Source organism: Gallaecimonas pentaromativorans (assembly GCF_003751625.1).
In the GTDB taxonomy this organism is placed as follows: Bacteria; Pseudomonadota; Gammaproteobacteria; order Enterobacterales; family Gallaecimonadaceae; genus Gallaecimonas; species Gallaecimonas pentaromativorans.
This window is the reverse complement of record NZ_RJUL01000001.1, coordinates 171,689-196,318: the sequence shown is the minus strand read 5'-3', so window position 1 is coordinate 196,318 and position 24,630 is coordinate 171,689. Positions and strand designations below refer to the sequence as shown.

General features: G+C 59.3%; 24 protein-coding genes. 11 read left to right on the top strand and 13 right to left on the bottom strand.

Translation table 11 applies throughout. The features are described from left to right. Positions 1-18: 18 nt before the first annotated feature. Positions 19-549, bottom strand: coding sequence for an inorganic diphosphatase (gene ppa, locus EDC28_RS00905; protein WP_050657783.1), 531 nt, complete (start codon positions 547-549; stop codon positions 19-21). Positions 550-647: 98 nt separating this feature from the next. After that, positions 648-1,622, bottom strand: a complete 975-nt coding sequence (locus tag EDC28_RS00900; protein WP_123420357.1) for a class 1 fructose-bisphosphatase — start codon at positions 1,620-1,622, stop codon at positions 648-650. Between the two features lie 140 nt (positions 1,623-1,762). Here EDC28_RS00900 and mpl point away from each other — a divergent pair, with 140 nt between their 5' ends. Genes mpl through hpt form a run of 3 tightly spaced genes read left to right on the top strand, consistent with a single transcriptional unit; the run spans position 1,763 to position 4,297 of the window. Further along, positions 1,763-3,115: a UDP-N-acetylmuramate:L-alanyl-gamma-D-glutamyl-meso-diaminopimelate ligase gene (gene mpl, locus EDC28_RS00895; protein WP_123420576.1), complete on the top strand. Its 1,353-nt coding sequence runs from the start codon at positions 1,763-1,765 to the stop codon at positions 3,113-3,115. Further along, positions 3,108-3,722, top strand: a complete 615-nt coding sequence (locus EDC28_RS00890; protein WP_123420356.1) for a flavin prenyltransferase UbiX — start codon at positions 3,108-3,110, stop codon at positions 3,720-3,722. The genes mpl and EDC28_RS00890 overlap by 8 nt, the downstream gene beginning before the upstream one ends. A gap of 44 nt (positions 3,723-3,766) precedes the next feature. Then, complete coding sequence (gene hpt / locus EDC28_RS00885) at positions 3,767-4,297, top strand: hypoxanthine phosphoribosyltransferase (protein ID WP_123420355.1); 531 nt, start codon at positions 3,767-3,769, stop codon at positions 4,295-4,297. A gap of 40 nt (positions 4,298-4,337) precedes the next feature. On the opposite strand, the gene can is transcribed toward hpt, so the two are convergent. Next, positions 4,338-4,985 (bottom strand): carbonate dehydratase, encoded by a 648-nt coding sequence (gene can / locus EDC28_RS00880; RefSeq protein ID WP_050657779.1) that lies wholly within the window; start codon positions 4,983-4,985, stop codon positions 4,338-4,340. A 117-nt stretch (positions 4,986-5,102) separates the two neighbouring features. Next, complete coding sequence (locus EDC28_RS00875) at positions 5,103-5,369, bottom strand: RNA recognition motif domain-containing protein (protein WP_050657778.1); 267 nt, start codon at positions 5,367-5,369, stop codon at positions 5,103-5,105. 353 nt (positions 5,370-5,722) lie between these two features. Here EDC28_RS00875 and EDC28_RS00870 point away from each other — a divergent pair, with 353 nt between their 5' ends. The 5 genes from EDC28_RS00870 to EDC28_RS20390 all read left to right on the top strand — a co-directional run bounded on the left by EDC28_RS00870 (position 5,723) and on the right by EDC28_RS20390 (position 11,139). After that, the gene (locus EDC28_RS00870; protein WP_170163985.1) at positions 5,723-8,512 is read left to right on the top strand and encodes an EAL domain-containing protein; all 2,790 of its coding nucleotides are present in this window, start codon (positions 5,723-5,725) and stop codon (positions 8,510-8,512) included. A gap of 131 nt (positions 8,513-8,643) precedes the next feature. Next, positions 8,644-9,582, top strand: coding sequence for an ABC transporter ATP-binding protein (locus tag EDC28_RS00865; RefSeq protein WP_050657776.1), 939 nt, complete (start codon positions 8,644-8,646; stop codon positions 9,580-9,582). Next, a complete protein-coding gene (locus tag EDC28_RS00860; protein ID WP_050657775.1) occupies positions 9,579-10,349 on the top strand; it encodes an ABC transporter permease in 771 nt (256 codons plus the stop codon). Before EDC28_RS00865 ends, EDC28_RS00860 begins: the two co-directional genes overlap by 4 nt. Beyond that, a complete protein-coding gene (gene trmB / locus EDC28_RS00855) occupies positions 10,349-11,005 on the top strand; it encodes a tRNA (guanine(46)-N(7))-methyltransferase TrmB (RefSeq protein ID WP_123420353.1) in 657 nt (218 codons plus the stop codon). Before EDC28_RS00860 ends, trmB begins: the two co-directional genes overlap by 1 nt. Before the next feature lie 8 nt (positions 11,006-11,013). Beyond that, positions 11,014-11,139, top strand: coding sequence for a hypothetical protein (locus tag EDC28_RS20390; RefSeq protein WP_280530809.1), 126 nt, complete (start codon positions 11,014-11,016; stop codon positions 11,137-11,139). Positions 11,140-11,185: 46 nt separating this feature from the next. Here EDC28_RS20390 and panD read toward each other — a convergent pair whose 3' ends face one another. The 8 genes from panD to sfsA form a co-directional block, all read right to left on the bottom strand. After that, complete coding sequence (panD, locus tag EDC28_RS00850) at positions 11,186-11,566, bottom strand: aspartate 1-decarboxylase (protein ID WP_050657773.1); 381 nt, start codon at positions 11,564-11,566, stop codon at positions 11,186-11,188. Positions 11,567-11,661: 95 nt separating this feature from the next. Next, positions 11,662-12,516 carry a pantoate--beta-alanine ligase gene (gene panC / locus EDC28_RS00845; protein WP_123420352.1) on the bottom strand — a complete coding sequence of 285 codons (855 nt, stop codon included), beginning with the start codon at positions 12,514-12,516 and terminating at the stop codon, positions 11,662-11,664. Positions 12,517-12,528: 12 nt separating this feature from the next. Next, positions 12,529-13,350, bottom strand: a complete 822-nt coding sequence (gene panB, locus EDC28_RS00840) for a 3-methyl-2-oxobutanoate hydroxymethyltransferase (protein WP_123420351.1) — start codon at positions 13,348-13,350, stop codon at positions 12,529-12,531. Between the two features lie 56 nt (positions 13,351-13,406). Continuing rightward, positions 13,407-13,892 carry a 2-amino-4-hydroxy-6-hydroxymethyldihydropteridine diphosphokinase gene (gene folK / locus EDC28_RS00835; protein ID WP_050657770.1) on the bottom strand — a complete coding sequence of 162 codons (486 nt, stop codon included), beginning with the start codon at positions 13,890-13,892 and terminating at the stop codon, positions 13,407-13,409. Further along, positions 13,889-15,241: a polynucleotide adenylyltransferase PcnB gene (gene pcnB, locus EDC28_RS00830; protein WP_417354848.1), complete on the bottom strand. Its 1,353-nt coding sequence runs from the start codon at positions 15,239-15,241 to the stop codon at positions 13,889-13,891. The genes folK and pcnB overlap by 4 nt, the downstream gene beginning before the upstream one ends. 42 nt (positions 15,242-15,283) lie before the next feature. Next, complete coding sequence (gluQRS, locus tag EDC28_RS00825) at positions 15,284-16,141, bottom strand: tRNA glutamyl-Q(34) synthetase GluQRS (protein WP_123420350.1); 858 nt, start codon at positions 16,139-16,141, stop codon at positions 15,284-15,286. Then, entirely contained in the window at positions 16,141-16,590 is a 450-nt protein-coding gene (gene dksA / locus EDC28_RS00820) for an RNA polymerase-binding protein DksA (RefSeq protein WP_050657768.1), read from the bottom strand. Before dksA ends, gluQRS begins: the two co-directional genes overlap by 1 nt. Positions 16,591-16,678: 88 nt before the next feature. Next, positions 16,679-17,374: a DNA/RNA nuclease SfsA gene (gene sfsA, locus EDC28_RS00815; protein ID WP_123420349.1), complete on the bottom strand. Its 696-nt coding sequence runs from the start codon at positions 17,372-17,374 to the stop codon at positions 16,679-16,681. A gap of 83 nt (positions 17,375-17,457) precedes the next feature. Between sfsA and pepB the strand changes: the two genes are divergently transcribed. After that, complete coding sequence (gene pepB, locus EDC28_RS00810) at positions 17,458-18,729, top strand: aminopeptidase PepB (protein ID WP_123420348.1); 1,272 nt, start codon at positions 17,458-17,460, stop codon at positions 18,727-18,729. A 106-nt stretch (positions 18,730-18,835) separates the two neighbouring features. On the opposite strand, the gene tam is transcribed toward pepB, so the two are convergent. Continuing rightward, positions 18,836-19,612 (bottom strand): trans-aconitate 2-methyltransferase, encoded by a 777-nt coding sequence (gene tam / locus EDC28_RS00805; protein WP_123420347.1) that lies wholly within the window; start codon positions 19,610-19,612, stop codon positions 18,836-18,838. Positions 19,613-19,810: 198 nt separating this feature from the next. Between tam and hrpB the strand changes: the two genes are divergently transcribed. Both hrpB and mrcB read left to right on the top strand, forming a co-directional pair. Beyond that, the gene (gene hrpB, locus EDC28_RS00800; protein WP_123420346.1) at positions 19,811-22,234 is read left to right on the top strand and encodes an ATP-dependent helicase HrpB; all 2,424 of its coding nucleotides are present in this window, start codon (positions 19,811-19,813) and stop codon (positions 22,232-22,234) included. Between the two features lie 6 nt (positions 22,235-22,240). Further along, on the top strand, positions 22,241-24,532 hold the full coding sequence (mrcB, locus tag EDC28_RS00795; RefSeq protein WP_123420345.1) for a penicillin-binding protein 1B: 2,292 nt from the start codon (positions 22,241-22,243) through the stop codon (positions 24,530-24,532). Positions 24,533-24,630 lie beyond the last annotated feature (98 nt).

Genomic DNA, 24,630 nt, shown 5'->3' with positions numbered 1-24,630 from the left:
CATCAAGCACTCACAGCCTTATTTTTGCTGGGCGCGCTCGAAGGAAGTCATGATTTCTTCTTTGGCGGCAGCGGCATCGGCCCAGCCTTCCACTTTTACCCATTTGCCGGGCTCGAGCTCTTTGTAGCGCTCGAAGAAGTGGGTGATCTGGTTTTTCAGCAGCTCAGGCAAGTCGGTGACGTCTTTAACGTCGTCATAGATCTTGGTGAGCTTGGATACCGGTACGGCAACCACTTTGGCGTCTTCACCGGACTCGTCGGTCATCTTCAGCACGCCAACCGGGCGGCAACGGATAACGGCGCCGGGGATCAGCGGGTAAGGGGTGGGCACCAGTACGTCTACCGGGTCGCCGTCCAGGCTCAGGGTGTGGTTCACGTAGCCGTAGTTGCAGGGGTAGAACATGGGGGTGGACATGAAGCGGTCAACGAAAATGGCGCCGCTGTCTTTGTCTACTTCGTACTTGATAGGGCTGGCGTTGGCCGGGATCTCGATGATGACGTTGATCTCGTCGGGAATGTTCTTGCCAGCAGGTACCTGATTCAGGCTCATAGGTGTTGTCCTTTCAACTCTCACTTGGTTCAGGCGCCTATTATAGCGGCCTGGCCGTGACTGACTAGGCTGCGGTGCGACTTTGCCGCACCGCCGTTTCAGCGCTGGTGGCTGTAGTATTGCTCGACGGCGCCCACCTCGTTGGCGGCCCCCAATACTACGGCTACCCGCTGGTGAATTTGTTCCGGTTGAATATCGAGAATGCGCTGGGTGCCGGTAGAAGCGCGGCCGCCGGCTTGCTCAATCAGCATGGCCATGGGGTTGGCTTCGTACATCAGGCGCAGTTTGCCGGGTTTTTCCGGTGCCCGGCGATCCCAGGGGTAACTGAACAGCCCGCCCCGGCAAAGGATGCGGTGCACGTCGGCCACCATGGCCGCCACCCAGCGCATATTGAAATTCTTGCCGCGGGGGCCTTCGCTGCCTTTGAGCAGGTCGTCGATGTAGTCTTGCATCGGCTTGGCCCAGTGGCGCTGGTTGGACATATTAATGGCAAATTCTTGGGTGTCAGGGTCGATGTTCACCTTTTTCACGGTGAGCAGGTACTCGCCCAGGGTTTGGTCCAGGGTGAACATCTTCACGCCGTTACCTGTGGTCAGCACCAGCAGGGTAGCCGGGCCATAAACCACGTAACCGGCGGCAACCTGCAGGCTGCCCGGTTGCAAGAAAGAGGACTCGTCAACCACCAGTGAATCGTTGGCACGGTAGATGGAGAAAATGGTGCCGACCATGGCGTTGATGTCGATGTTGGACGAGCCGTCCAGCGGGTCGAAGGCAATCAGGAACTGGCCGTCGATGTCGCCCACCACGATGTCGTCTTCTTCTTCCGAGGCCAGGGCCTTGACCAGGCCGCTTTGCAGCAGCAGATCTTTGAGCAGGTCATTGGAGATAACATCCAGCTTCTTTTGCACTTCGCCCTGGACGTTTTCGTCTTCGGTTGAGCCCAGCACACCCGCCAGGGCGCCCTGGTGCAGGCGAAAATTGATTTCTTTGCAGGCCACGCCCACGGTCTGGAGCAGGCTTATCAGGGCGTTGTCGACCCCGTCTTGGCGAAGGACGTTAACCAAAAATTGCATGGACAGTATTCCCGGCGGCTGAAAAAAGCGCCGTCATGATAAACGATTTCGCCCCGCCCTCACAGGGCGTGCTGTTAAGCTTTCTGCGCCGGATTGTGCTGTTACACTAGGCGCCAGGATACTAATTAATGAAGCGCATCATGCATATACACATTTTGGGGATCTGCGGGACCTTTATGGGCGGCTTGGCCCAACTGGCCCGGGAGCTGGGCCACAAGGTGACCGGCTCTGACCAGAACGTTTACCCGCCCATGAGCACCCAGCTAGAAGCCGCCGGCATTGTGCTGATCGAAGGCTACGACCCGGCGCAGCTCGACCCCGCCCCAGATTTGCTGGTGGTGGGCAACGCCATGAGCCGTGGCAACCCCTGCGTGGAAGCGGCCCTGAATTTGGGCATTCCGTATGTGTCAGGCCCCCAATGGCTGTTTGATGCGGTGCTCAAAGACCGCTGGGTGCTGGCAGTTAGCGGCACCCACGGCAAAACCACCACCACCTCCATGCTGACTTGGATTTTAGAGGACGCCGGCCTCAATCCGGGTTTCTTGGTGGGCGGGGTGCCGGCCAACTTTGGCTATTCCGCACGGCTGGGCGACGCGCCGTTTTTTGTGGTGGAAGCCGACGAATACGACACCGCCTTTTTTGATAAGCGCTCCAAGTTCGTGCACTACCGGCCGCGCACCCTCATCATCAATAACCTCGAGTTCGACCACGCCGATATCTTTACCGACCTGGCCGCCATCCAGCGCCAGTTCAACCACCTTTTGCGGATGGTGCCGGGTAAAGGGCTGGTGATTGTGCCCTCCAAAGACCAAAACGTGGCCGCCACCCTGGAACAGGGCTGCTGGAGCGAGGTCTTGCGCCTGGGGGAAGATCTCAAGGCCGAGCTTATCAAGGGCGATGGTAGCCAGTTCACTGTGCACAGCGGCGACGAAGCCGTAGAAGTGAGCTGGGAACTGGTGGGGATGCACAACGTCCACAATGGCCTGGCCGCCATTGCGGCCGCCCGCCACGCCGGGGTGCCGCTCAAGGTGGCCGCCGAGGCCCTTGGCCGTTTTAAAAACGTGGCCCGGCGCCTGGAGTTCAAAGGCGAAGTGGGCGGGGTTGCGGTATATGACGACTTTGCCCATCACCCCACCGCCATTGCCACCACCATCGACGGCCTGCGCCGCAAAGTGGGCGGCGAGCGCATTCTGGCGGTACTGGAACCTCGCTCCAACACCATGAAGGCCGGGGTGCACGCCGACCAGCTCAACGACGCGGTCAAGGCTGCCGACCGGGTGTTCTGGTTCGAGCCCCATGGCCTTAAGTGGTCCATCAAAGACTTGTGCCATGAATCTTTGGTACCGGCCAGCTACAGCGACAACGTCGACACTTTGGTGCAGATGCTGATAAGCGAGGCTAGAGCCGGGGACCATATCCTGGTAATGAGCAACGGCGGCTTTGGCGGCATCCACCAAAAACTGCTTGCCGCTCTGGAGGCTGGCCGTGACTGACAAAGCCCTGACCCTCGCCATTACCGGCGCCTCTGGCGCGCCTTATGCGCTGCGATTGATGGAATGCGTGCTGGCGGCCGGCTGGCAGCTGCATCTGCTTATCTCCTCGGCGGCCAAGGTGGTACTGGCCACCGAGACCCCCCTTAAGATCCCGGCCAAGCCCGAGGCGGCCGAGGCTTTTTTGACCGAGCATTTTAAGGCCAAGCCCGGCCAACTCAGGGTTTACGGTAAGGAAGACTGGTTCTCGCCGGTGGCGTCGGGCTCGGCGGCGCCCAAGACCATGGTGGTTTGCCCTTGCTCCACCGGTACTTTGTCGGCCATCGCCCAGGGCGCCTCGGACAACCTATTGGAGCGGGCCGCCGACGTGGTTATCAAGGAGCGCGGCCAGCTTATTCTGGTCGCCAGAGAAACCCCGCTGTCGGCCATTCACCTTGAAAACATGCTGAAACTGGCTCGCCTTGGGGTCACCATCATGCCGGCGGCGCCGGGGTTTTATCACGAGCCGCAGTCCATCGACGACCTGGTGGATTTCATGGTGGCCAGAGTGCTTGACCATATCGGCCTGGAGCAGGGCCTGGTGCCCCGCTGGGGCTATGGAAAGCCCTGAGATTGGCGTATCCTTGCCGCCCAAGTTGTGCACGGGAGAGAAAGATGAAACACCGGGTTGATGTCCTCATCAGCGAAGTTGATGTCAAAGCCAGGGTCGACGCCATGGCCAGAGAGATCGAAAACAGCTACCAGCCGGGAGACGAAATTCTGCTGGTGGGCCTGCTGCGCGGCTCCGTGGTGTTCCTGGCAGATCTTGCCCGGGCGCTGAACATGAGCGCCGAGTTTGATTTCATGACCGTTTCCAGCTACGGCAGCTCCATGCACTCGAGCCGTGACGTAAAAATCATCAAAGATCTGGACGAAGACATCCAAGGCCGCCATGTGTTGATCGTCGAAGACATCATCGACACCGGCAACACCCTCTCCAAGGTGGTCAAGGTGCTGCAAACCCGCGAGCCTAAGAGCATCAAGCTTTGTACTCTTCTGGACAAACCGTCGCGCCGGGAAGTGGACGTGCCGGTGGATTTCATCGGCTTTACCATCCCTGACGAGTTCGTGGTGGGCTACGGCATCGACTGGGCGCAAAAATACCGAAACCTGCCCCACATCGGCATAGTGGTGCCGCTGGAATAATAAAAAGCCCGGCTTAAGCCGGGCTTTTTATTGGATGGGTTTACAGACTAACGTAGCTGCTCAGTACTTTATCCCTGGCCGGGACTATGTCGTCCTGGCTAGTAACGGTCAGGCCCAACTCTTGCAGCTCGCCATCGGCTACGCCGTAGATCCAGCCGTGAATAGACAGCTTCTGGCCTTCGTTCCAGGCCTTTTGCACGGCAGGGGAACGGGCCACGCGGCATACCGCTTCCAGCACGTTGAGTTCGCACAGGCGATTGGCCTGCTCGGTAAAGCTCAGGCCATCCAGCAGCGAGCCGTGACGCTCGGCCACTTCTTTTAAGTCCAGCAGCCATTGCCCCAGGCTACCCTCGGCGCCGCCTTGCAAGGCCGCTTGCACGCCGCCGCAGCCATAGTGGCCGCAGACAATGACATGGCGCACTTTCAGGGCGCCCACCGCAAAGTCGATAACCGACTGGCAGTTCACATCGGTGGTCAGCACCTGGTTGGCCACGTTGCGGTGCACGAACAGCTCGCCTGGCAACAGGCCGGTAAGCTGCTCTGCCGGTACCCGTGAATCGGCGCAGCCAATCCAAAGCAGGTGGGGATTTTGACGTTCGGCCAGACGTTCAAAGAAGGTCGGGTCGTTCTCGCGCATCTGATGAGACCACTCGCGGTTATTAGCGAGCAGTGTTTTGGGATCTTTCATTTACAAGAAGTCTCGGCGGAACAGTGCCCACAGTTTACCCATTGCGGCGCGGCGAACAAAGCCGAGCAGTCTGGTAAACAAAAAGGCCAGCTGTAAAGCTGGCCTTTGGGGAATGATTTAGCGAGGGCGGCGGCTTTGCTGCTCGCGAGGGCGGGCTTCGTTGACCACCAAGTTGCGGCCCTGGTACTCCTGGCCGTTCAGGCCCTTGATAGCGGCCTCGCCAGTGGCCTTGTCTGCCATTTCGACAAAACCGAAGCCCTTGGAGCGGCCGGTTTCTTTATCTTTGACGATGTGGGCACGTTGAACTTCACCGTACGGACTGAACAGTTCTGCCAGATCGTTAGACTCAACACGAAACGGCAGATTAGATACGAACAGATTCATCGATCATTCTCATAAAGTCGTGCTACTGGGCTTTACGACCGACCCTACCCGTAGCACGCCAATGTCGGGGCAGCCGGCACACCTGAGTGTTGACCGGCCTAATATAGCTCAAAAATTCACCTAAAAAAGCGCCTTGTTTCAACAAGTCCCGAGAATTTTTTGTGATTTTGGCCAGGGGCCGCAGCGGGCAGGCAGTTGCCGGGCAGGTGCCCACGCAGATGCTATCCTTTGTCAGGTTCATCCCGCAGTTTCCTCTATTAATCAAGCTCCTATGATGGATGCCCGCAAGGATGGGGTTGGCTTGGACGTCTACACTGAAATGCTCGAACCTGTTGATAAGCAAGGTATTGCTAATGGCTAACCCTCCCTTATGGCAGTCGTTGCGCGTGCGTTTGCTGGCAATGATGGTGGTGATGATTTTGGGTGTGGCCATCATTGGGATTTGGCTGGAAAACCGCGCCGATATGGCCGCGCTGCAACGTCAGGCGCAAGATGAAGCGGCGCTGGTGGCCTCGCTGGTCCATGCCGGTATGGATGACACCCGTGATCTCAGCGCCGAGTTTGCTGCCCTGGCTAAGCAGCCGTTGCTGTCGAGACTGCTCATCGTCGAGCAGGGCCGGGTAGTGGAAAGCAGTGGCCCCTTCAATGGCCAGCTTCTGGCCGACCTTAACAGCAAAGTCTGGTTACCGGCCGTGGCGCTGGATAAAGAGCCCCACAGCTACGCCAGTGATAGCCAGAGCCTCTTTGTGTTCCCTTTTGCTGACGACGGGCGCTATCTGCTGCTGTGGTTTGACACCCAGCCCTCGGCCGATACCCAGTTTGCCAACCGCATTCGCCTGCTGGGGCTGGCGCTGGTGGTGGTCATAGTGGCCGGCATCGCCTTTTATGTGGTTTCCCAGCGCTTGTTAAATGATCCTCTCAACATCCTGGTGGCGGTATTGCAGCGCCGCATTAAGGGCGAGCGGCAGGCGCGGGTACCGGCGCTTGGCACCCATGAGCTTGGCCAGTTGGGGCATTGGCTGAACCAAACCATGGACAGCGAAGATGCCGCCCTTGAAGCGCTGCGGCTCAGCAACCTGGAAGGTGAAGACCAAAAGGCACGCTTTTTGCGCATTTTCAAAGTGATGCCAGATCTGGTGACGGTCACGGTGCTGGACGACGGCACCTTGGTGGACGTCAATGAAAACTGGGTAAAAACCACCGGCTGGCCCAAGCAAGAGGCCATAGGTAAAACCGCTACACAGCTGGGGTTGTGGCTGGATCCGGCTGACCGTGAAAAGTTGCTTGGGCAGATAAGGGATAACCTGCTTCATGCCGCGCGCATCCAGTTTCAAAGCCGCTGGGGCGACAAGATAGAGGCCGAAGCCTCGGGCTGCGTTTTTGAAGAGCAGGGGAAACGCTACCTGCTGCTATCGCTTCGGGACATCAGCGACCGGCTGCGCAAGGAAAGGGACCTGCACCTTTTGGCCCAGGTGGTGGAGGTGAGCCTGGACGGGGTGATGATCACCGACGCCAGCCAGTCCATCCTGGCGGTTAATAGCGCCTTTACCGCTATCACCGGTTTTAGCGCCGACGATGTGGTGGGTCATACCCCCAGGGTGTTGAGTTCTGGCTATCAGGAGCGGCAGTTTTATCAGCGGATGTGGCAGCAAATCCACATACAGGGCATGTGGCAGGGGGAAATTTGGAATAAGCGTAAAAGCGGCGAGATTTACCCGCAGTGGCTTAGCATCCGCAGTGTTAAAGACGATGACGGCCAGGTGCTGCATTATGTGGCGGTATTTAGCGACATTACCGACCGCAAGGCGGCTGAAGCGCGCATTGCCTTTTTGGCCTACCACGACCCGCTAACGGGCCTGCCCAATCGCACCTGGCTGGTGGACAAATGCGAAAATGCCATCAGCCAGGCTCGCCAACAGCAGCACATGCTGGCGCTGGTGTATCTCGACCTTGACCGCTTTAAATCGGTTAACGACAGCCTTGGCCACGATATCGGTGATGCCCTGCTCAACGAAGTGGTTAAACGCATCAAGCCGCTGTGCATGGCCGACGAGTTGTTGTCACGCCAGGGCGGGGATGAGTTTCTTATCCTGCTACCCAATATTGAGAACTGCCGGCGGGTAGAGATGCTGGTGGAGCGTATCCTGGCGGTAATGAGTGAGCCGTTCAGCGTGGGCGGCCATCGGCTGTGGGTAAGCACCTCCATTGGTGTGTCGGTATTCCCTGAAGATGGCGACAACGCTGCCCAATTGCTGCGAAAAGCCGACACGGCGCTGTATCATGCCAAAGACAGTGGCCGCAGCACTTTCAGTTTCTTTGCCCGTGACATGGACAAAAATCTTACCGAGCGCCTGCAAATGGAAGCGGCGCTCAAAGAGGCCATCGGCACCGAGCAGTTGCAGCTGTATTACCAGCCCCAGGTGCTGATCAGCACCGGCCAAGTGGTAGGGGTCGAGGCGTTGATGCGCTGGCAAAGCCCCGAGCTTGGCAGCGTGTCGCCTGGGCGCTTTATCCCGCTGGCCGAGGAAACCGGCCTTATCATGCCCCTTGGCGCCTGGTGCCTGGAAGAAGCCTGCCGGCAATTGGCCCAGTGGCGGCAGCTGGGTTTTAACGGCTTAATGGCGGTGAATATTTCGGTGCGGCAAATATTGCGGGCCGATTTTTTTGACCTGCTCGAGGAAGTGCTGGCGCAAAGTGCCATTCCCGCCGACCGCCTGGAGCTGGAGCTGACCGAAAGCCTGATGATGGACAACGTCGAGGCTAGTCTCGAAGTGGTGCAGCGGCTTAAAGGGTTGGATGTGAGCCTTGCCATTGACGACTTTGGCACCGGTTACTCAAGCCTGAGTTACTTAAAGCGCTTTGCCGTGGATTGCCTGAAAATCGACCAGAGCTTTATTCGCGGTCTGCGGGAAGACAACCAACAAGCCCGCTCCCTTATCCGCGCCATAGTGCAGATGGCCCATAACCTTGAGCTCAATGTCGTGGCCGAAGGGGTAGAAACCCCGGAGCAGCTGGCTATTCTCACCGCCGAAGAGGTAGACGTGGCCCAGGGGTATTACCTTGGCAAGCCGATGCCGGCCTCGGAAGTGGAAGTGATATTGCGAAGCCAAGGGGTGACGCTGCGGGTCAACGAAAAGGGCTAGGGCTGTGACACTGTATTTCACAGATACCATTTCCATTTGATTTATAAGGTTATTTTCCAGGCGGAATGCTGGCGTGGGCGGCATCTATCGATGAATTTGCGTATAATGGCCGGATTCAATCGGGAGGTACCATGTCAGCAAGCCCCATTGCGCTGGATATCAGCAATCTCAAAAAGACCTACAAGGGCGGTACCGAGGCCCTCAAGGGTATCGACCTGCAGGTTACCCAGGGCGACTTCTTTGCCCTGCTTGGCCCCAACGGCGCCGGCAAATCCACCACCATTGGCATCTTGTCATCCTTGGTCAACAAGAGTGAAGGTAAGGTCAGCATCTTTGGTCACGACCTGGACAGCGACCCGGTATCGGCCAAAAGCGCCCTGGGCCTGGTACCCCAGGAGTTTAACTTCAACCAGTTTGAAACCGTGCTGCAGGTGGTGGTCAACCAAGCGGGCTACTACGGCGTACCTCGGCCGGTGGCGCTGAAAAAGGCCGAACAGCTATTAAAAGAGCTGGACCTTTGGGGCAAGAAAGACGCCCGCACCCGCGAGCTTTCCGGCGGCATGAAGCGCCGGCTGATGATAGCCCGCGCTCTGGTGCACGAGCCCAAGCTGCTGATTCTTGATGAGCCCACTGCTGGGGTCGATATCGAAATTCGCCGCTCCATGTGGCGCTACCTGCGTCAGCTCAACGAAGAGGGGCTGACCATCATCCTGACCACCCACTACCTCGAAGAAGCCGAGATGCTGTGCCGTAACATCGCCATCATCGACCATGGCCGCATCATCGAGAACACCACCATGAAGGGCCTGCTGGGTAAACTCAACACCGAGACCTTCATCCTGGACCTGGCCTCAGGCGCCCCCGAGCCCAAGCTTGAAGGCTTTGAGACCAAGTTGTTAGATGGCCATAGCCTGGAAGTGCAGGTGGCCAAGGAAGCTGGCCTTAACCCGCTGTTTGCCCAGTTGTCCGCTCAGGGCATTGAAGTGCTCAGCATGCGCAACAAGGCCAACCGTCTCGAAGAACTCTTTGTCACCCTGGTCGAGAACGGCCGCAACGGAGGACAGGCATGAACAGCCGTAACCGTATTGCCCTGAATTCCATCGTCTATAAGGAAATCAACCGCTTCATGCGGATCTGGGTGCAAACCCTGGTGCCGCCGGCCATCACCATGACCCTCTATTTCATCATCTTCGGCAGCCTCATCGGCAGCCGGGTGGGCAAGATGGGCGGTTATGACTACATGGAGTTCATCGTGCCCGGCCTCATCATGATGTCGGTGATCACCAACTCCTATTCCAATGTGGCATCAAGCTTCTTCTCGGCCAAGTTCCAGCGTTTCATCGAGGAAATGCTGGTGGCGCCTATCCCCAACAGCATCATCATCTGGGGCTTTGTGGCTGGCGGCATGGCAAGGGGCCTGTTGGTGGGCGCGATTGTGACTGTGGTGTCGTTTTTCTTCGCCCATATCCAAATCCAGCATCCGCTGGTGGTGGTGGTGACCGTATTGCTGACCTCGTTGCTGTTCAGCCTCGGCGGCCTTTTGAACGCCATCTTTGCCAAGAGCTTCGACGATATCTCCATTGTGCCCACTTTCATACTGACCCCGCTGACCTACCTTGGCGGCGTGTTCTACTCCATCAGCCTGTTGCCGGGCTTCTGGCAAGGCCTGAGCCACATCAACCCCATCCTCTACATGGTTAACGCCTTCCGTTACGGCTTTTTGGGCACCGCGGATATTGCCCTGTGGCAGGCCTTTACAGTGCTGACGGTGATGATTGTGGCCATGTATGGCCTGGCTCTTTACCTCATCAAGAACGGCGTAGGGCTGCGCCACTGATGACGGCGAGGGCGGTCAGCAGTAATCAGCCGGGGCTGCACGACAAGCTGGACGAGGTGGTGCTGCGCCACCTGGCCCATGACTTTAAAAAGCCCTATGCCGAACACAGTCTGGCCGCCTTTAGCGAACTCGAAAAGTGGCTGGCGGGCCGCTCCCGGCCCCTGGTGCTGGATAGTTGCTGCGGGGTAGGGCAGAGCACGGCGCTGCTGGCCGAGCGTCACCCCGAGGCCCTGGTGCTGGGCGTGGATAAATCGGCTCACCGCCTTGGTAAACACGAGCACTATGCCCTGGCCCGTGATAACTACCTGGTGCTGCGGGCCGATCTTAACGATCTGTGGCGGCTGATGGCCGAGCACGGCTATTTTCCCAGTCACCATTACCTGCTCTACCCCAACCCCTGGCCCAAGGCTGCCCACTTAGGCAGGCGCTGGCACGGCAGCCCGGCGTTCAAGGCGCTGCTGGCTCTGGGCGGCCAGTTGCAGCTGCGCTCCAACTGGCAGCTTTATGTCGAGGAGTTTGCCAGGGCGCTTAGCCTTGCCGGCAAAGACGCGGTGCAAAGCGAGGCCAAAGGCGCCGCCATGACCCCCTTTGAACACAAGTACCGGGCTGCCGGCCAGCAATGCTGGCAGCTGGACGCTGATTTGGGGGCTGACTAGAGTTAAGGGTGAGCACCACCATTAACGGGGCCGCCATGAAAGACTTAGTGAAAGTAAAACTGCTGGTGATCGCCACGGGAGCGGCGCTGTTACTGGCCCTTGAAGGGATTTATCTGTGGGCCATGATGGAATAACGAAAAACGCCGGCAAAAGCCGGCGTTTTCTTTGTCCAGATCAATATCAGGCAACCTGTACAGGAATATCCTTACTGGTGCGCACGATGTTGTTCTTGGCATCAAGGTAGACAAGGCTGGGCTTGTGCTTCTTGGCTTCGGCATCATCGAGGCGGACAAAGGCGCAGATGATCACGCGGTCACCTTGCTTGGCCTTGTGGGCCGCCGCACCGTTAACGGAGATCACTTTGGAACCACGTTCGCCGCTGATGGCGTAGGTGGTGAAGCGCTCACCGTTGTCGATGTTGTAAATCTGGATCTCTTCGTATTCCAGAATGCCGGCAGCGTCCAGGAAGTCCTGGTCGATGGCACAGGAACCTTCATATTCCAGAACAGAGTGGGTTACTCGGGCCTGGTGCAGTTTGCCTTGCAGCATGACTCTTTGCATGGCTAAAAATCCTATGTTTCTTCGCGACCTTTACGGGGAAACGCGGCTATCGTACCACGTAGCCGAGAAAGTCGGCGCAATATAAACCAATTCTGTTAGGCCTGCAAATCTACTCGCAGGTTGTCGATAAGCCGCGCTTTACCTAGGTAGGCCGCCGCCAATAAAACCAATTCCTTATCCTCTTTGGCAGCCGGCAGCAGGGTGTCGGCGTTGAGGATATAAAGGTAATCGGGCTTAAATCCGGCTTGGCTAAGCTGGGCTTTGCCCTGGTCGATAAGGGCAGCAAAGTCCTGCTCACCTTGGGTGAGGCTATCGCCCATGGCATTGAGGGTGGCGTAAAGGGCCGGCGCCTGGGCGCGCTCCTCGCTGGTGAGGTAGCCGTTACGGGAGCTAAGGGCCAAGCCGTCTTCAGCGCGCACCGTTTCGACACCTTTGATGTCGATGGGCATGGCCAGGTCTTCGACCATACGGCGAATGACGGCCAACTGCTGGTAGTCCTTGGTGCCAAAGCAGGCGATATCGGGCTGTACCAGGTTAAAGAGCTTGCACACCACCGTTGCCACACCGCGAAAATGCCCGGGGCGGGTCTGGCCACAGTACAGATCGGAAATGGCGGGCACCTCCACCTTGGTGTGGCCTTCCATACCGTTGGGGTAGAGGGCCTCTACGCTCGGCATGAACAGCAGGTCCACCCCTTCTTCGAACAGGGCGCTGGAGTCTTCGTCCGGCGTTCGCGGATAGGCCGACAGGTCCTCGTTGGCCCCAAACTGCATGGGGTTGACGAAAATGGAGACCACCACCCGGTCGGCCAGTTGCTTGGCTTCCCTGACCAATGTCAGGTGCCCCTGGTGCAGGTTGCCCATGGTGGGAACCAGGGCGACCCGCTCCCCTTTCTGGTGCCAGGCCTTTACCTGGGCGCGCAGATCTTTAACGGAATGCACGGTGCGCATTCTATGGTTACCTCAATCAAAGGAGTGCTCGGCCGCCGGGAAACGCCCTTCGGCCACGTCGGAAACATAACGGGCAACCGCGTCTTGCATGTTGCCGGTTTCTATCAGGAAATTTTTGGAGAACTTGGGCGTGTGCCCGGCGCTGATGCCGAACATGTCGTGCATCACCAGTACCTGGCCGTCGGTGTCGGGGCCGGCGCCAATGCCGATAACCGGAATGCTGAGCGCCTCGGTCACCGCCTTGGCCACCTTCTTGCTGACACATTCAATCACCAGCAGCTGGGCGCCAGCGGCTTCAACCGCTTTGGCGTCACGCAGAATTCGGGCGGCGTCTTCTTCGCTCTTGCCCTGCACCTTGTAGCCACCCATCACATGTACCGATTGGGGCATCAGGCCGATGTGGGCGCACACCGGCACCGAGCGTTCCACCAGGGTACGAATGGTGTCGCACACCCACTCACCGCCTTCAAGCTTGACCATCTGAGCGCCGGCGCGCATCAGCATGGCGGCATTTTCGCAGGCCTGCTGGGGGGTGGCGTAACTCATAAAGGGCAGGTCGGCGACGATAAGGGCGCCCTGGGTAGCGCGGCGCACGCAGCGGGTGTGGTAGGCGATATCGTCGGTGGTAACGCCCAGGGTGTCGTCCAGGCCCTGGACTACGTTGCCAAGGGAGTCGCCAATCAGCAACATGGCGACGCCCTGCTCGTCAAAAAGCTGGGCAAAACTGGCGTCGTAGGCGGTGAGGGTCGCGAACTTCTCACCTTTTTGTTTCATCTTATGCAGGGTGGAAATGCTGGTGCGCTTTTTCAGCGCCGCTTCGTTTACCTTGCTCATAAGAGGACCTTCCGAGCGAAATTAGGGCGATTACTCTAACTCAAGGTGCAGCCGACTCAAAGAGGCGCTGCAACCTTGACCAGCTCCCCAGCGTGGGAAGGCAGGTATTCCAAGGACTCCCCGTCTGGTAATACCAGTTTGGGAGCCAGTTCTTTCAAGGGTTCTAGGACAAAAGAACGGACTTTAAGGCCTTCATGGGGCACCGTGAGCCTGGGCAGTGCCAACTGCTGCTGGCCGTAAAGCAGCAGGTCTAAATCCAGGGTGCGCTCGCCCCAGCGCCGCTGGCGCACTCGCCCCTGGCGCAGCTCTATGGCTTGCAGGGCGTCCAGCAACGCCAGAGGGGGCAGGGCAGTATCCAGGGCCGCCACGGCATTGACATAGTCAGGCTGGTCTTGCGGCCCCATGGGTTTGGAGCCGTAGAAACTGGAGCTGGCCACCAGCGTGCTGTGCTCGATGGTGGCCAGGTGGTGCAGGGCCTGCCAAAGCTGGCGGGCGGGGCTGGCCAGGTTGGCGCCCAGCCCGATATAGGCCCTGACCCTCACGCCTCGCCTTGGGTACGGGGGCGAGGTTTGCGTTTACGGGGCTTGCGGCGTTTGGGGCCTTTGGCCTCAAACAGGCCAGACACCAGCTGCTGGCGGCCGCTGCCGTCGGTTTCCTGATACTGGTGCCACCACTGGGCCAGGGCTTTGATCTCCTTGCCTTCCACTTCGCCGCGCATTTCCAGGAAATCAAAAGCGGCGCGAAAACGGGGGTGCTCGAACAGGCGGTCGGCGCGGCGGCCGGCGCGTTTGTCCAGGCGGGTCTGCAAGGTCCAAATTTCGCGGATGGTGGTGGTAAAGCGGCGCGGGATGGCGATGCGTTTGCATTGCTCGTCCAGCACTTCGTTCATGGCTATCTGATAGGCGTCGTTGGTGGGCAGGCCAGACTCCAAGAGAATGTCCTGGGCTCTGACGTCCAGCACCGGCCACAGCAGGGCGGCAAACAGGAATGCCGGGGTGCTTTTAAGATCGTTACGGACCCGATAGTCGGTGTTCTCCAGGGCCAGCTCGATAAAGCGGCCAGCGCGCGGGTCGTCCAAAAACGGCACCAGGCTCGGGAACAGTCGCTGCAGCAGGCCGTACTCGCTCAGCATCTGGAAGTTATCCAGCCCCTTGCCGGCCATGAACAGCTTGAGGCTCTCTTCAAAGAGGCGCGCTGCCGGAATGTCGTCCAGCAGTGGCGCCAATTCGCGGATGGGAGCGGCCGTGGCCGGGGCGATATCCATGCCGAGCTTGGTGGCAAAGCGCACCGCCCGCAGCATCCGCACCGGATCTTCGCGGTAGCGGGTGGCAGGGTCGCCAATCAGATCGATACGGCGGTTCTCCAGCGCCTTCATGCCGCCAGCAAAGTCGAGGATGCTGTAATCGGCGATGTTGTAGTAAAGGGCGTTGATGGAGAAATCGCGGCGCAGGGCGTCTTCTTCGACCGAGTCGGAGTAGGCGTTGTCGCGCAGCAGCATGCCTTCGTCGGAGCGGGCGGCCTGGGGATCGTCGGTCTGGCTGCCCCGGAAGGTGGCCACTTCGATGATGTCGCGGCCAAAGAGGATATGGGCCAGGCGGAACCGCCGCCCAACCAGGCGGCAGTTACGGAACAGTTTTTTGATGTCGTCGGGCCTAGCGTTGGTGACGATGTCAAAATCTTTGGGCTGAAGGCCAAGCAGCAGATCGCGGACACCGCCGCCCACCAGATAAGCCTGGTAACCGGCCTTGTTGAGGCGATAAAGCACCTTGAGCGCGTTGTCGCTGATGTCCTTGCGACTGATGGAGTGGTCGTCCCTGGGGATAACGCGGGTGACTTCTTCTTCTTTACCGCCGACAACGCGGCGACAAAAATCAATAACTCTAGAAATGATGGCGTTCACCTGAATGCACATACAAGCTGATTAAGGCGCAAATCATACCCGAGCTTGCGCCGGTTGAGAATCATCCAGCCATGACCATTGCATGATGGCGTCTTTGAGCAGGGCCTCTACCGAGCTGTCATCGCGACTTTTTAGGCCAAGATAGCCAAGGGCTGCGCTGAGTGCCGGTATCGGATTGGCATCGTCAATGGGGGCGGCGTGGTTCTGTTTGGAAAGCTTTTGGCCGTCTTCGTCCATCACCAACGGCAGGTGCAGATACCCGACCTGCTGGGCGCCAAAGGCCCGGTACAGCTGCAATTGCCAGACGGTGGCATCCAGCAGATCGGCGCCCCGCACAATCTGGGTGATGCCCTGGTCGATGTCGTCGCTCACCACTGCCAATTGGTAGGCAAAGAGGCCGTCTTTACGGTGGATGATGAAATCTTCACAGGCAAATGCAGCCGGCACCGTTATTTGGCCTAAGCGCCGGTCGGTAAATTGGCTTTGGGGGTCGTCGTTTTTAAAGCGCAGCGCTGCCGCCTCAGCTGTTGCCGGGCATTGGCAAAGTTCGCGCTGGTGCAGACCTTGGGCTTTGAGTTGCTTGCGGGTACAAGCGCAGCGATAACTCAGCCCATTGCTGGCTAAAAAGGCCAGGCGTTCACGGTAGTGGTCATGGCAGGCGCTTTGATAGCGAACGGCGCCGTCCCAATGCAGGCCAAAGGCATCCAGGGTACGCAAGATGGCGTCGCTGGCACCGGGCACTTCGCGGGGAGGGTCGATATCTTCGATGCGGAGCAGCCAGCGGCCTTGGTGGCGTTTGGCGTCCAGAAAAGAACCAAGGGCCGCCACCAGGGAACCCAGGTGTAACGGCCCTGAAGGGCTTGGGGCAAAACGCCCCACATAACCGGGCATCAGCCGGCCATTTGCTTCTCACGGATCTCTGCCAGGGTTTTGCAATCAATGCAAAGCTCGGCAGTAGGGCGGGCTTCGAGGCGGCGAATGCCGATCTCAACACCGCATGACTCACAGTAGCCGTAGTCACCGTCTTCGATGATCTGCAGGGTCTTTTCAATCTTCTTGATCAGCTTGCGCTCGCGGTCGCGGGTACGCAGCTCCAGACTGAACTCTTCCTCTTGCGAGGCCCTGTCGGCCGGGTCGGCGAAGTTGGCTGCTTCATCCTTCATGTGGGTCACGGTCCGATCCACTTCTTCCCTGAGCTGGCGACGCCATGCTTCGAGGATCTTGCGAAAATGCGCAAGCTGAGCCTCGTTCATGTACTCTTCGCCTGGCTTCTCTTGATAAGGCTCCACCTCGGCAATTGCCAGGACCCCCAGGGAGCTTTTCTTCTTGATTTCAGCCATGCTGACTCTCCTAATCATCAGGATGATGTGAGCCTTCAGCTCGTTTAAGGCGGCTATCTATAGCAGATAGTCCCTGCCTGCACAACGCTTAGATGACGACTTTTACAGACTTGTCAATAACCATGCCCTCGATTTCGATATTGGCCTTCACTGCAAGGACCTGGACACCGGCTTTGGCTGCATCCTTAAGCCTTTGAGCATAGACAGGATCAATCTCCGCTGCCGCCCGCACTTGGTTGATGCCGCTGTGCAGCACCGTAAATAAAAGTGCAGCTTCTTCACCGCCGGCCACCTTGGCCATCAGCGCGTCGAGATGTTTAAGGGCCCGGCTGCTGACGGCATCGGGAAAGGCGCCCACGCCATTATCGGTCAGCAGTGTGACACTTTTTACTTCCAGCCACAGGCGCCGGCCCTGGCCTTCCAGCACAAAGTCCATCCGGCTGCCGTGGCCGTCGTCTTGTTCGGGCAGCACTGTTTCGGCCCAGCTAAGGGCCTCAATGGCGCCATTGTCCAGCGCTTCTTTTACCAGGGCATTGGCCCTGGCGGTGTTGATGCAAATCAGGTTGCCGTCTTTTTCGGTGAGCTCCCAGCTGCCTGGCAGCTTTTTCTTGGGGCTGGGATCAAAGCGGTACCAGATGGTATCGCCGCTGTCGCCGCAGCCGGTCATGGCGCCAGTGTTGGCGCAGTGGACGGTGAGCGCGCCGCGGTCACCGTCGATGTCTGCCAAGAAACGTTTGTAGCGTTTTAATAAAAGGGCTTTTTCCAGGGGCGGTTGAAACTTCATGGGGCCTCGTCTGGGTTCAAATTCGGCTCTAGTGTATGCTTTGCTGCCTACAAGGCCCACTCGCCGTCCAATAGGAGTAACAGATGAGTGACTGGTTTGAGGTAAATCTTTCCGGCGAAGCTGCTGCCAGCCAATGGGGCAACAACGCCTTACTGAGTTTTCAAGAAAACGGCGCCACCGTGCACGCCAGCGAGCTGCGCCGGGTGCAACAGGCCGGCCGCCGCCTGCGCAGCCAAGGCATCATGGCCGTGCAGCTGGGTAGCAGCTTTGCCGACCAGGAGCTGCAATGGGCCTTTGCCGAAGGCTTTATGTCTACCCTCGGCGGCGAGCAAATCCGCTGGGCCGGCGAGTCCCAAGAGCTGGACGCCCGTTTCAAGGTAGCTCGCTGGGTGCGCGATATTACCAATAAAGGTCCGGAGCAAAAATCGCCCCAGGTGCTGGCCTCAGAAGCGGCTTCCTTTATTAGCGCCATCGGCGGCGACAAGGTCAGCTACAAGATGATCTCCGGCGAAGCCCTCAAAGACGCAGGCTGGACCGGCCTTTACAACGTGGGCCGCGGTTCCATCCGCCCACCGGTGATGCTGGTGCTGGACTACAACCCCGGCGGCGAAGACACCCCGGTCAGTGCCGCCCTGGTGGGTAAAGGCATCGTGTTTGACTCCGGCGGCTACTCCCTTAAAGCCTCCGAAGGCATGCTTTATATGAAGGCCGACATGGGCGGCGCGGCCATGGTTACCGGTGGCCTGGCGCTGTCTATTCTGCGCGGCCTCGATAAGCGGGTGCGGCTCATTCTCTGCTGCGCCGAGAACCTGGTGTCCGGCAATGCCTACAAGCTGGGTGACATCCTCACCTACAAAAACGGCACCACCGTTGAAGTGGTCAACACCGACGCCGAAGGCCGCCTGGTGCTGGCCGACGGTCTGCTGGTGGCCGGTGAGTCAGGCGCGCCGCTTATTATCGACGCCGCCACCCTGACCGGTGCCGCTATGACCGCCGTGGGCAGCCACTACAATGCCCTGTTTGCTCTGGATAAAGATATCGCCGGCCAGGTTAACGCCATCGCCAGCGCCGAAAACGAGCCGGCCTGGCCACTGCCACTTGAGCCCTTCCACCAGTTTGAGTGCCCCAGTAACTACGCAGACACCGCCAACAGTCGCCCGATGAAAGGCGGCGGCACCGGCGGCGCCTCCAACGCTGCCGGTTTCCTGTCGCGCTTTGTGCGAGACAACGGCAAAGGCTGGGTGCATTTGGACTTAGCGGCTTGCTTTAACAACAGCGAAAACAGCCTTTGGGCTGCCGGCGGTACCGCCCGCGGCATTCGCACCATTGCCCGCAGCTTGACCGACCTCGGTTAAGGCTTATTTAAAAAGCCACACCCAATAAAAACGCCGGCACTGATGCCGGCGTTTTTTATCTCGATTAGCTGATTTATCAGTGCCGATACAAGCTTCGTTACGTGGCTCAGCGAGTGGCGTTGATAAAGAGCCGTGGAAAAGGCAGTAGTACTGAACCGTCGGCCATGACGGGGTAGGCCTTTTTCAATTCCGCTTTGTAATCGTCTATAAAAACCTGCTGTTCAGTCTCGTCTAGTCGCGACAAATACGGGCGCAAGCCACTGCCTCGGAACCAGTCGATAATATCGTCAATACCGCCCTTTAAATGGTGGTAATAACAGGTTCGCCATACCGTGAGCTGGGCGCATTTGTCGTTGAGTAATTGAAAATACCAATCGGCACTCGGCCTTGGTGTGCGTTCAATTCCTGCCAGCTTGCCCTGCCATTTACCGCTTGTTGCCACATCTCTTATCAAGCAATGGGCCGGCTCTGCTAAGTTGTCCGGCGTTTGTATTGCTAAAATCCCGCTCTTATTCAAATAGCTCAGTAGCCTCGGATAGAGCTGCTGGTGGTCTGGTACCCATTGCAACGAAGCATTGGCGAGGATCAAATCGTAGCTTGCAGTTGGCGCCCAGGCTTCGATACCCACTACGTCGAAGTTAACATCGGGCAGGCGAGCCTTGGCTTTGTTAATCATGTCCTGGGAGCTGTCGATGCCCGCAATTGTTACACCGGGAAATAAATCCACCAGCACTTGCGTGGAGTTGCCGGGGCCACAGCCTAAGTCGATGGCGCTTTTTAGGTGTTGTGAAGGAACATGGGTTAATAAGTCTAAAACGGGGCGGGTTCTTTCACTTTCGAAAGTGGAGTAGATATTGGCGTATTGATTCAGGCTGATTGACATGAAGACCTCTTCAGCTGCTTGTCTTCCAGGATTGACGGGGCGTCAATGAACGCTCCAGAACTATACGCCGACCACAAAACGACAGGTAGCTGCCGAAATGTAGAGAGTTGTCACCAGGGATGAAGAGGCCCGGCGGGAAATCTCCGTTGTCAGCCATGATACACTGGCCGGCATTATTCGATGAGGAAGACTCCGGCATTGCGTTCCCTGCCTGTTGATGAGGTATTGCCACAACTGACCTCGGCCCTGGCCCAGCATTCGCGGCTTATTCTGGAAGCCCCTCCCGGCGCCGGCAAGTCCACCCAGGTGCCGCTGCATCTGTTAAAAACCCTTGGCGGCGCCATCATCATGCTTGAACCAAGGCGGCTGGCGGCCCGCAGCCTGGCCCGCTACATGGCCAGCATCCTTGGCGAAAAGCCCGGCCAGACCATCGGCTATCGTACCCGCACCGACAGCGCCGTCGGCCCCGAAACCCGCCTTGAAATCGTCACCGAAGGCATTTTGGTGCGCCGCCTGCAAAGTGACCCGGAGCTCGATGGCGTCAGCCTGGTGATTTTCGACGAATTTCACGAGCGCAACCTTACCGGCGATTTAGCCCTTGCCCTGGCGATGGACGTGCAGGCCGGGCTGCGCGATGACCTCAAGCTGCTGGTGATGTCTGCCACCCTCGACGGCGATCGCCTGGAAAAGCTACTCAGCCCCTGCGCCCGGGTGCAAAGCTTGGGCCGCAGCTTCCCGGTACAGCTGCGTTACCAGGCCCCCAAGGTCAACCAGCCCTGGCTGGGACTGTGCGGCTCGGTGGTGGTCAACACCCTGGCCGAAGAACCTGGCTCGATGCTGGTATTTTTGCCGGGAGGGGGCGAAATTCGCCGCCTGGCCGCGGATTTAGAAGGGCGCCTGCCCGCTGATGTCGACCTCTACCCCCTTTATGGCGATCTCGACAAAGCCTTGCAGGACGAGGCCATAGCCCCGCCCAAAGCCGGCCGGCGCAAATTGGTGCTGGCCACCCCCATTGCTGAAACCTCGCTCACCATCGAAGGCATCCGTCTGGTGGTAGACAGTGGCTGGTGCCGCCGGCCGATGCTGGATGTGGCCACCGGCATGAGCCAGTTAAAGCTGTGCCGCATCAGCCAGGCTTCTGCCACCCAAAGGGCCGGGCGGGCAGGGCGGTTGGAGCCTGGCATTGCCATTCGTCTTTGGGGCGAGAGCCAGCAGCAGAGCCTCAGTGCCCAGACCCCGGCCGAGATAGTGGAAGCTGACTTGGCCCCCCTGGTGCTGGAGTTGGCCCAATGGGGCGTCAGCGACCCGGCCACCCTTAACTGGCTGGATTTACCCCCGCCCCGGCCTTGGCGCGAAGCGGTGAAGCTGCTGGCGCAGCTGGACGCCATCGACGAAGGGCGCATCAGCGCTCAGGGCCGTGCCATGGCTCGCCTCGGGTGCCATCCGCGTCTGGCTCATATGCTGACCCAAGTGGCCGCAGAGGCCGGCAGCAGCCTCAAAGAAGCCTCGCTACTGGCGGCATTGCTGGAAGAGCGTGACCCTTTCCCGGGCTGGGACGCCGATATCGAAGGGCGCTTAAGCGCCCTTGGCAAGCACACCATTGCCCGCCAGGCCGAGCGCTATCAACGCCAGCTCAAAGGCAAAGGCCAGGAGCGGTGGTCCCTTGGGGCCATGCTGAGCCTGGCGTACCCCGAGCGCATTGCCATGGCGGTGGCGCCGGGGCGTTACCGGCTGGCCATGGGCCGCGGCGCCAAGCTTGCCGAAGGCGACCGGCTCTGGGGCAGCCCCTGGCTGGTGGTGGCGCAGATGAGCGGCGACAAGGGCGATGCCCTTATTCGCCTGGCCGCCGCCGTTAACCTTGACGATTGGCAGGCTCTGCACAGCCGCCACCTTTATTGGCAGGCCCGCCTCGACTGGGAAGGCGAGCGCCTGACCGCCCAAGAAGAGCAGCGCTACGGCGAGTTGGTGCTGGCTACCCGGCCTTTGGCGAGCCTCACCGAACAGCAGCGGGTAACCGCCCTTTGCGACTGGCTGCGCCGCCAGGGCATGGGAGCCTTGCCCTGGGACGAAGCCAGCCGCCAATACCAAACCCGTATTCTGTGCGCCCGCCAGTGGCTGCCAGGCGAACCCTGGCCTGATGTCAGCGACGACGCGCTACTTGGCAACCTAGAAAGCTGGCTTGGCCCCTATCTTGGGGAGGTGCGCAGCAAGCAGGCCTTGGCCAAGTTGGATTTACGCCAGGCCTTGGAGAGTTATCTGGCCTGGCCGCTACCCCAGACCCTGGCCCAAAAGCTGCCCGGCCGCCTGGAAGTGCCAACCGGCCAGCAGTTTGCCTTGGAATACCGCCTGGAGGAGCCGCCGGTACTGTCAGTACCGATTCAGGCCCTTTATGGTCAATTAGCGTCTCCCACCCTTTGTGATGGCCAGGTGGTGGTGACCTGCGCGTTGCTCTCGCCCGCCAGGCGACCCTTGCAGGTAACCCGCGATCTGGCCGGGTTCTGGGCCGGCAGTTACAAGGACGTGCGCAAGGAAATGCGTGGCCGCTATCCCAAGCATGAGTGGCCTGAAGATCCGGCCAATGCCAAGCCCACCCGTTTTACCAAAAACCGGCAACCCAAGTGAGTTTCAGTGACCAAGAAGAAAACCAGCCCCAAAAAACCGGCTCAGCCTAAGGTCGCCGCCAAGCGGTTTCGCCCCTGGGCCTTGCTGCTCAAAGTGAGCCTGGCCTTGATTGCCGCCCTGGCGCTTTACTGCGTTTATTTGGACGGCCAGGTACGTCACCGCTTTGAAGGCCAGACCTTCCAACTGCCGGCGCAAATCTACTCAAGGTCGCTGGCCCTTTATGCCGGGGCGCCGTTGTCGCGAGACCAGTTCATTGACGAGCTGCGCCTGTTGAAATACCGCAAGGTGGCCAACCCCGACCAACCGGGGGAGTTTTCCGCCTCCAGCACCAAGGTGGAGCTGTATCGGCGCCCCTTCCTGTTCCCCGAGGGCCTGGAGCCGGCACGGCGGCTGATGGTGGCCTTTGACGGCGACCGCATCGACGAGGTTTACGACAGCGCCAGCCAGCAGCCGGTGGCCATTGAGCGGGTCGAGCCGGTGCTGGTGGAGCTTTTAAGCCAAACCACCGACGACGAAGAGCGCATTTTTGTACCCTTGGATGAAATGCCGCAGCTGCTGCCCAAGACCCTTATCCAGGTGGAAGACCGTAACTTCTACGACCATTACGGGGTGTCGCCGCTGTCCATCTTGCGAGCGCTGTGGGTCAACCTGCGGGCTGGCCACACGGTGCAGGGGGGCTCGACGCTGACCCAGCAGCTGGCCAAGAACTTCTTCCTAACCCGCGAGAAAAGCCTGGTGCGCAAGGTCAACGAGGCGCTGATGGCGCTCATCATTGATCTTCGTTACGACAAAGACCGCATCCTCGAGGCCTACCTCAACGAGATTTTCCTTGGCCAGTCCAGCGCCCAGGCGGTGCATGGCATGGGCCTGGCGGCGCGCTTTTATTTTGGCCGCCCGGTGCAGGAGCTGACCCCGGATCAGATAGCGCTGTTGGTGGGGATCATCAAGGGGCCTTCCTATTACGATCCGCGCCGCCACCCGGAGCGGGCTAAGGAGCGGCGCGACTTGGTGCTCAAAGTGATGCTGGAGAACGGCCTTATCGATAACCGCACCTACCAGCGCAGCGTGATGTCGCCGCTTGGGGTCAGCAAAGAGCGCAATGTGCTCAGCACCAAGGTGCCAGCCTACATGCAGGAAGTGCGGCGCGAGCTGGCCGGTATCGTCAAACCCTTTATTGACGACCAGCAAGGGGTGCGGGTCTTTACCGGCCTGGAACCACTGGCGCAGCGGGCCTTGGAAAAATCCATCAGCACCACCTTCCCGGCCATTGCCGGCAAGAAACCGCTGGAAATGGCGGCGGTGGTTTCCGATCCGCGTAGCGGCCTGGTCAAGGCCATGGCGGGCGGCAAAGACGTGGATTTTGCCGGCTTTAACCGCGCCCTCGATGCCCGGCGCCAGATAGGTTCCATCGCCAAGCCAGCGGTGTACCTGACCGCCCTTGCCAGCAAAGACTACAACCTGGCCACCCAGCTTGAAGACAAGCCCATTACCCTCAAATCCCAAAACGGTGATGTCTGGCAGCCCCAGAACTACGAGCGTACCTACAGCGGCCAGGTGGCGCTGGTAGACGCCCTGGCCCATTCCCTGAACGTGCCGACCGTCAATCTTGGCATGCGCCTTGGGGTGCCGGCGGTGCTGGACACCTTCCGGGCCCTGGGGGTGGATGCCGATCTGCCGCCTTATCCTTCGGTATTTTTGGGCACGGCGGCGCTGTCGCCCTGGCAGGTCAACCAGATGTACCTGACGTTGGCCAAAGGTGGTGCCCAGGTGCCGCTGGCGGCGGTGTCCGAAGTGACCAGTGGTGATGGCAAGCTGCTGTGGAAGCGGGCCGACAACGCGGTGCAAAATGTCAGCAAGGAAGCGGCATATCTTACTGATTACGCCCTGACTCAGGTGATGAGCGAGGGCACCGGCCGCTTTGTGGGTAACCGTTTCCCCGGTAAGGTCCTGGCCGGTAAAACCGGTACCACGGACGATCTGCGTGACTCCTGGTTCTCCGGCTTTGACGCCCGTGATGTCACCACCATCTGGGTGGGGCAAGACGATAACGGCCCGGCCAACCTCACCGGCGCCACCGGCGCGGCTCGCCTGTACGGCAGTTACCTCGACTACCGCCATCCCATCAGCCTGCGGCTGCGCCCGCCGGCCAATATCGTCGACGCAGTGTTTGACGACGACGGCAACTACCTGGGGGATTGCAACCGCAGCGGTCGCCTGCTGCCCGCCGACAAACGCTACCTGCCCGAGGTGCAGTGCGATAAATTGCGGGGCTTCCTCGACCGCCTTTTTGGCAATTGACCTTAAAAAAGCCGAAGCAACCGCTTCGGCTTTTTTCTCTCCTACCTTCCTCCAGGCCACTAAAAGCGGGGCTTGGCTGCCATTTTTTGCTCGTATCG

Coding starts and splice junctions, on each gene's coding strand:
- panB (WP_123420351.1), bottom strand. CDS start 13,350: ATGAGCAAGGTAAACGAAGCGGCGCTGAAAAAGCGCACCAGCATTTCC.
- gluQRS (WP_123420350.1), bottom strand. CDS start 16,141: ATGCCCGGTTATGTGGGGCGTTTTGCCCCAAGCCCTTCAGGGCCGTTA.
- can (WP_050657779.1), bottom strand. CDS start 4,985: ATGAAAGATCCCAAAACACTGCTCGCTAATAACCGCGAGTGGTCTCAT.
- EDC28_RS00900 (WP_123420357.1), bottom strand. CDS start 1,622: ATGCAATTTTTGGTTAACGTCCTTCGCCAAGACGGGGTCGACAACGCC.
- mpl (WP_123420576.1), top strand. CDS start 1,763: ATGCATATACACATTTTGGGGATCTGCGGGACCTTTATGGGCGGCTTG.
- EDC28_RS00865 (WP_050657776.1), top strand. CDS start 8,644: ATGTCAGCAAGCCCCATTGCGCTGGATATCAGCAATCTCAAAAAGACC.
- panC (WP_123420352.1), bottom strand. CDS start 12,516: ATGCGCACCGTGCATTCCGTTAAAGATCTGCGCGCCCAGGTAAAGGCC.
- dksA (WP_050657768.1), bottom strand. CDS start 16,590: ATGGCTGAAATCAAGAAGAAAAGCTCCCTGGGGGTCCTGGCAATTGCC.
- EDC28_RS00870 (WP_170163985.1), top strand. CDS start 5,723: ATGGCTAACCCTCCCTTATGGCAGTCGTTGCGCGTGCGTTTGCTGGCA.
- ppa (WP_050657783.1), bottom strand. CDS start 549: ATGAGCCTGAATCAGGTACCTGCTGGCAAGAACATTCCCGACGAGATC.
- pepB (WP_123420348.1), top strand. CDS start 17,458: ATGAGTGACTGGTTTGAGGTAAATCTTTCCGGCGAAGCTGCTGCCAGC.
- EDC28_RS00875 (WP_050657778.1), bottom strand. CDS start 5,369: ATGAATCTGTTCGTATCTAATCTGCCGTTTCGTGTTGAGTCTAACGAT.
- sfsA (WP_123420349.1), bottom strand. CDS start 17,374: ATGAAGTTTCAACCGCCCCTGGAAAAAGCCCTTTTATTAAAACGCTAC.
- hpt (WP_123420355.1), top strand. CDS start 3,767: ATGAAACACCGGGTTGATGTCCTCATCAGCGAAGTTGATGTCAAAGCC.
- panD (WP_050657773.1), bottom strand. CDS start 11,566: ATGCAAAGAGTCATGCTGCAAGGCAAACTGCACCAGGCCCGAGTAACC.
- trmB (WP_123420353.1), top strand. CDS start 10,349: ATGACGGCGAGGGCGGTCAGCAGTAATCAGCCGGGGCTGCACGACAAG.
- tam (WP_123420347.1), bottom strand. CDS start 19,612: ATGTCAATCAGCCTGAATCAATACGCCAATATCTACTCCACTTTCGAA.
- EDC28_RS00860 (WP_050657775.1), top strand. CDS start 9,579: ATGAACAGCCGTAACCGTATTGCCCTGAATTCCATCGTCTATAAGGAA.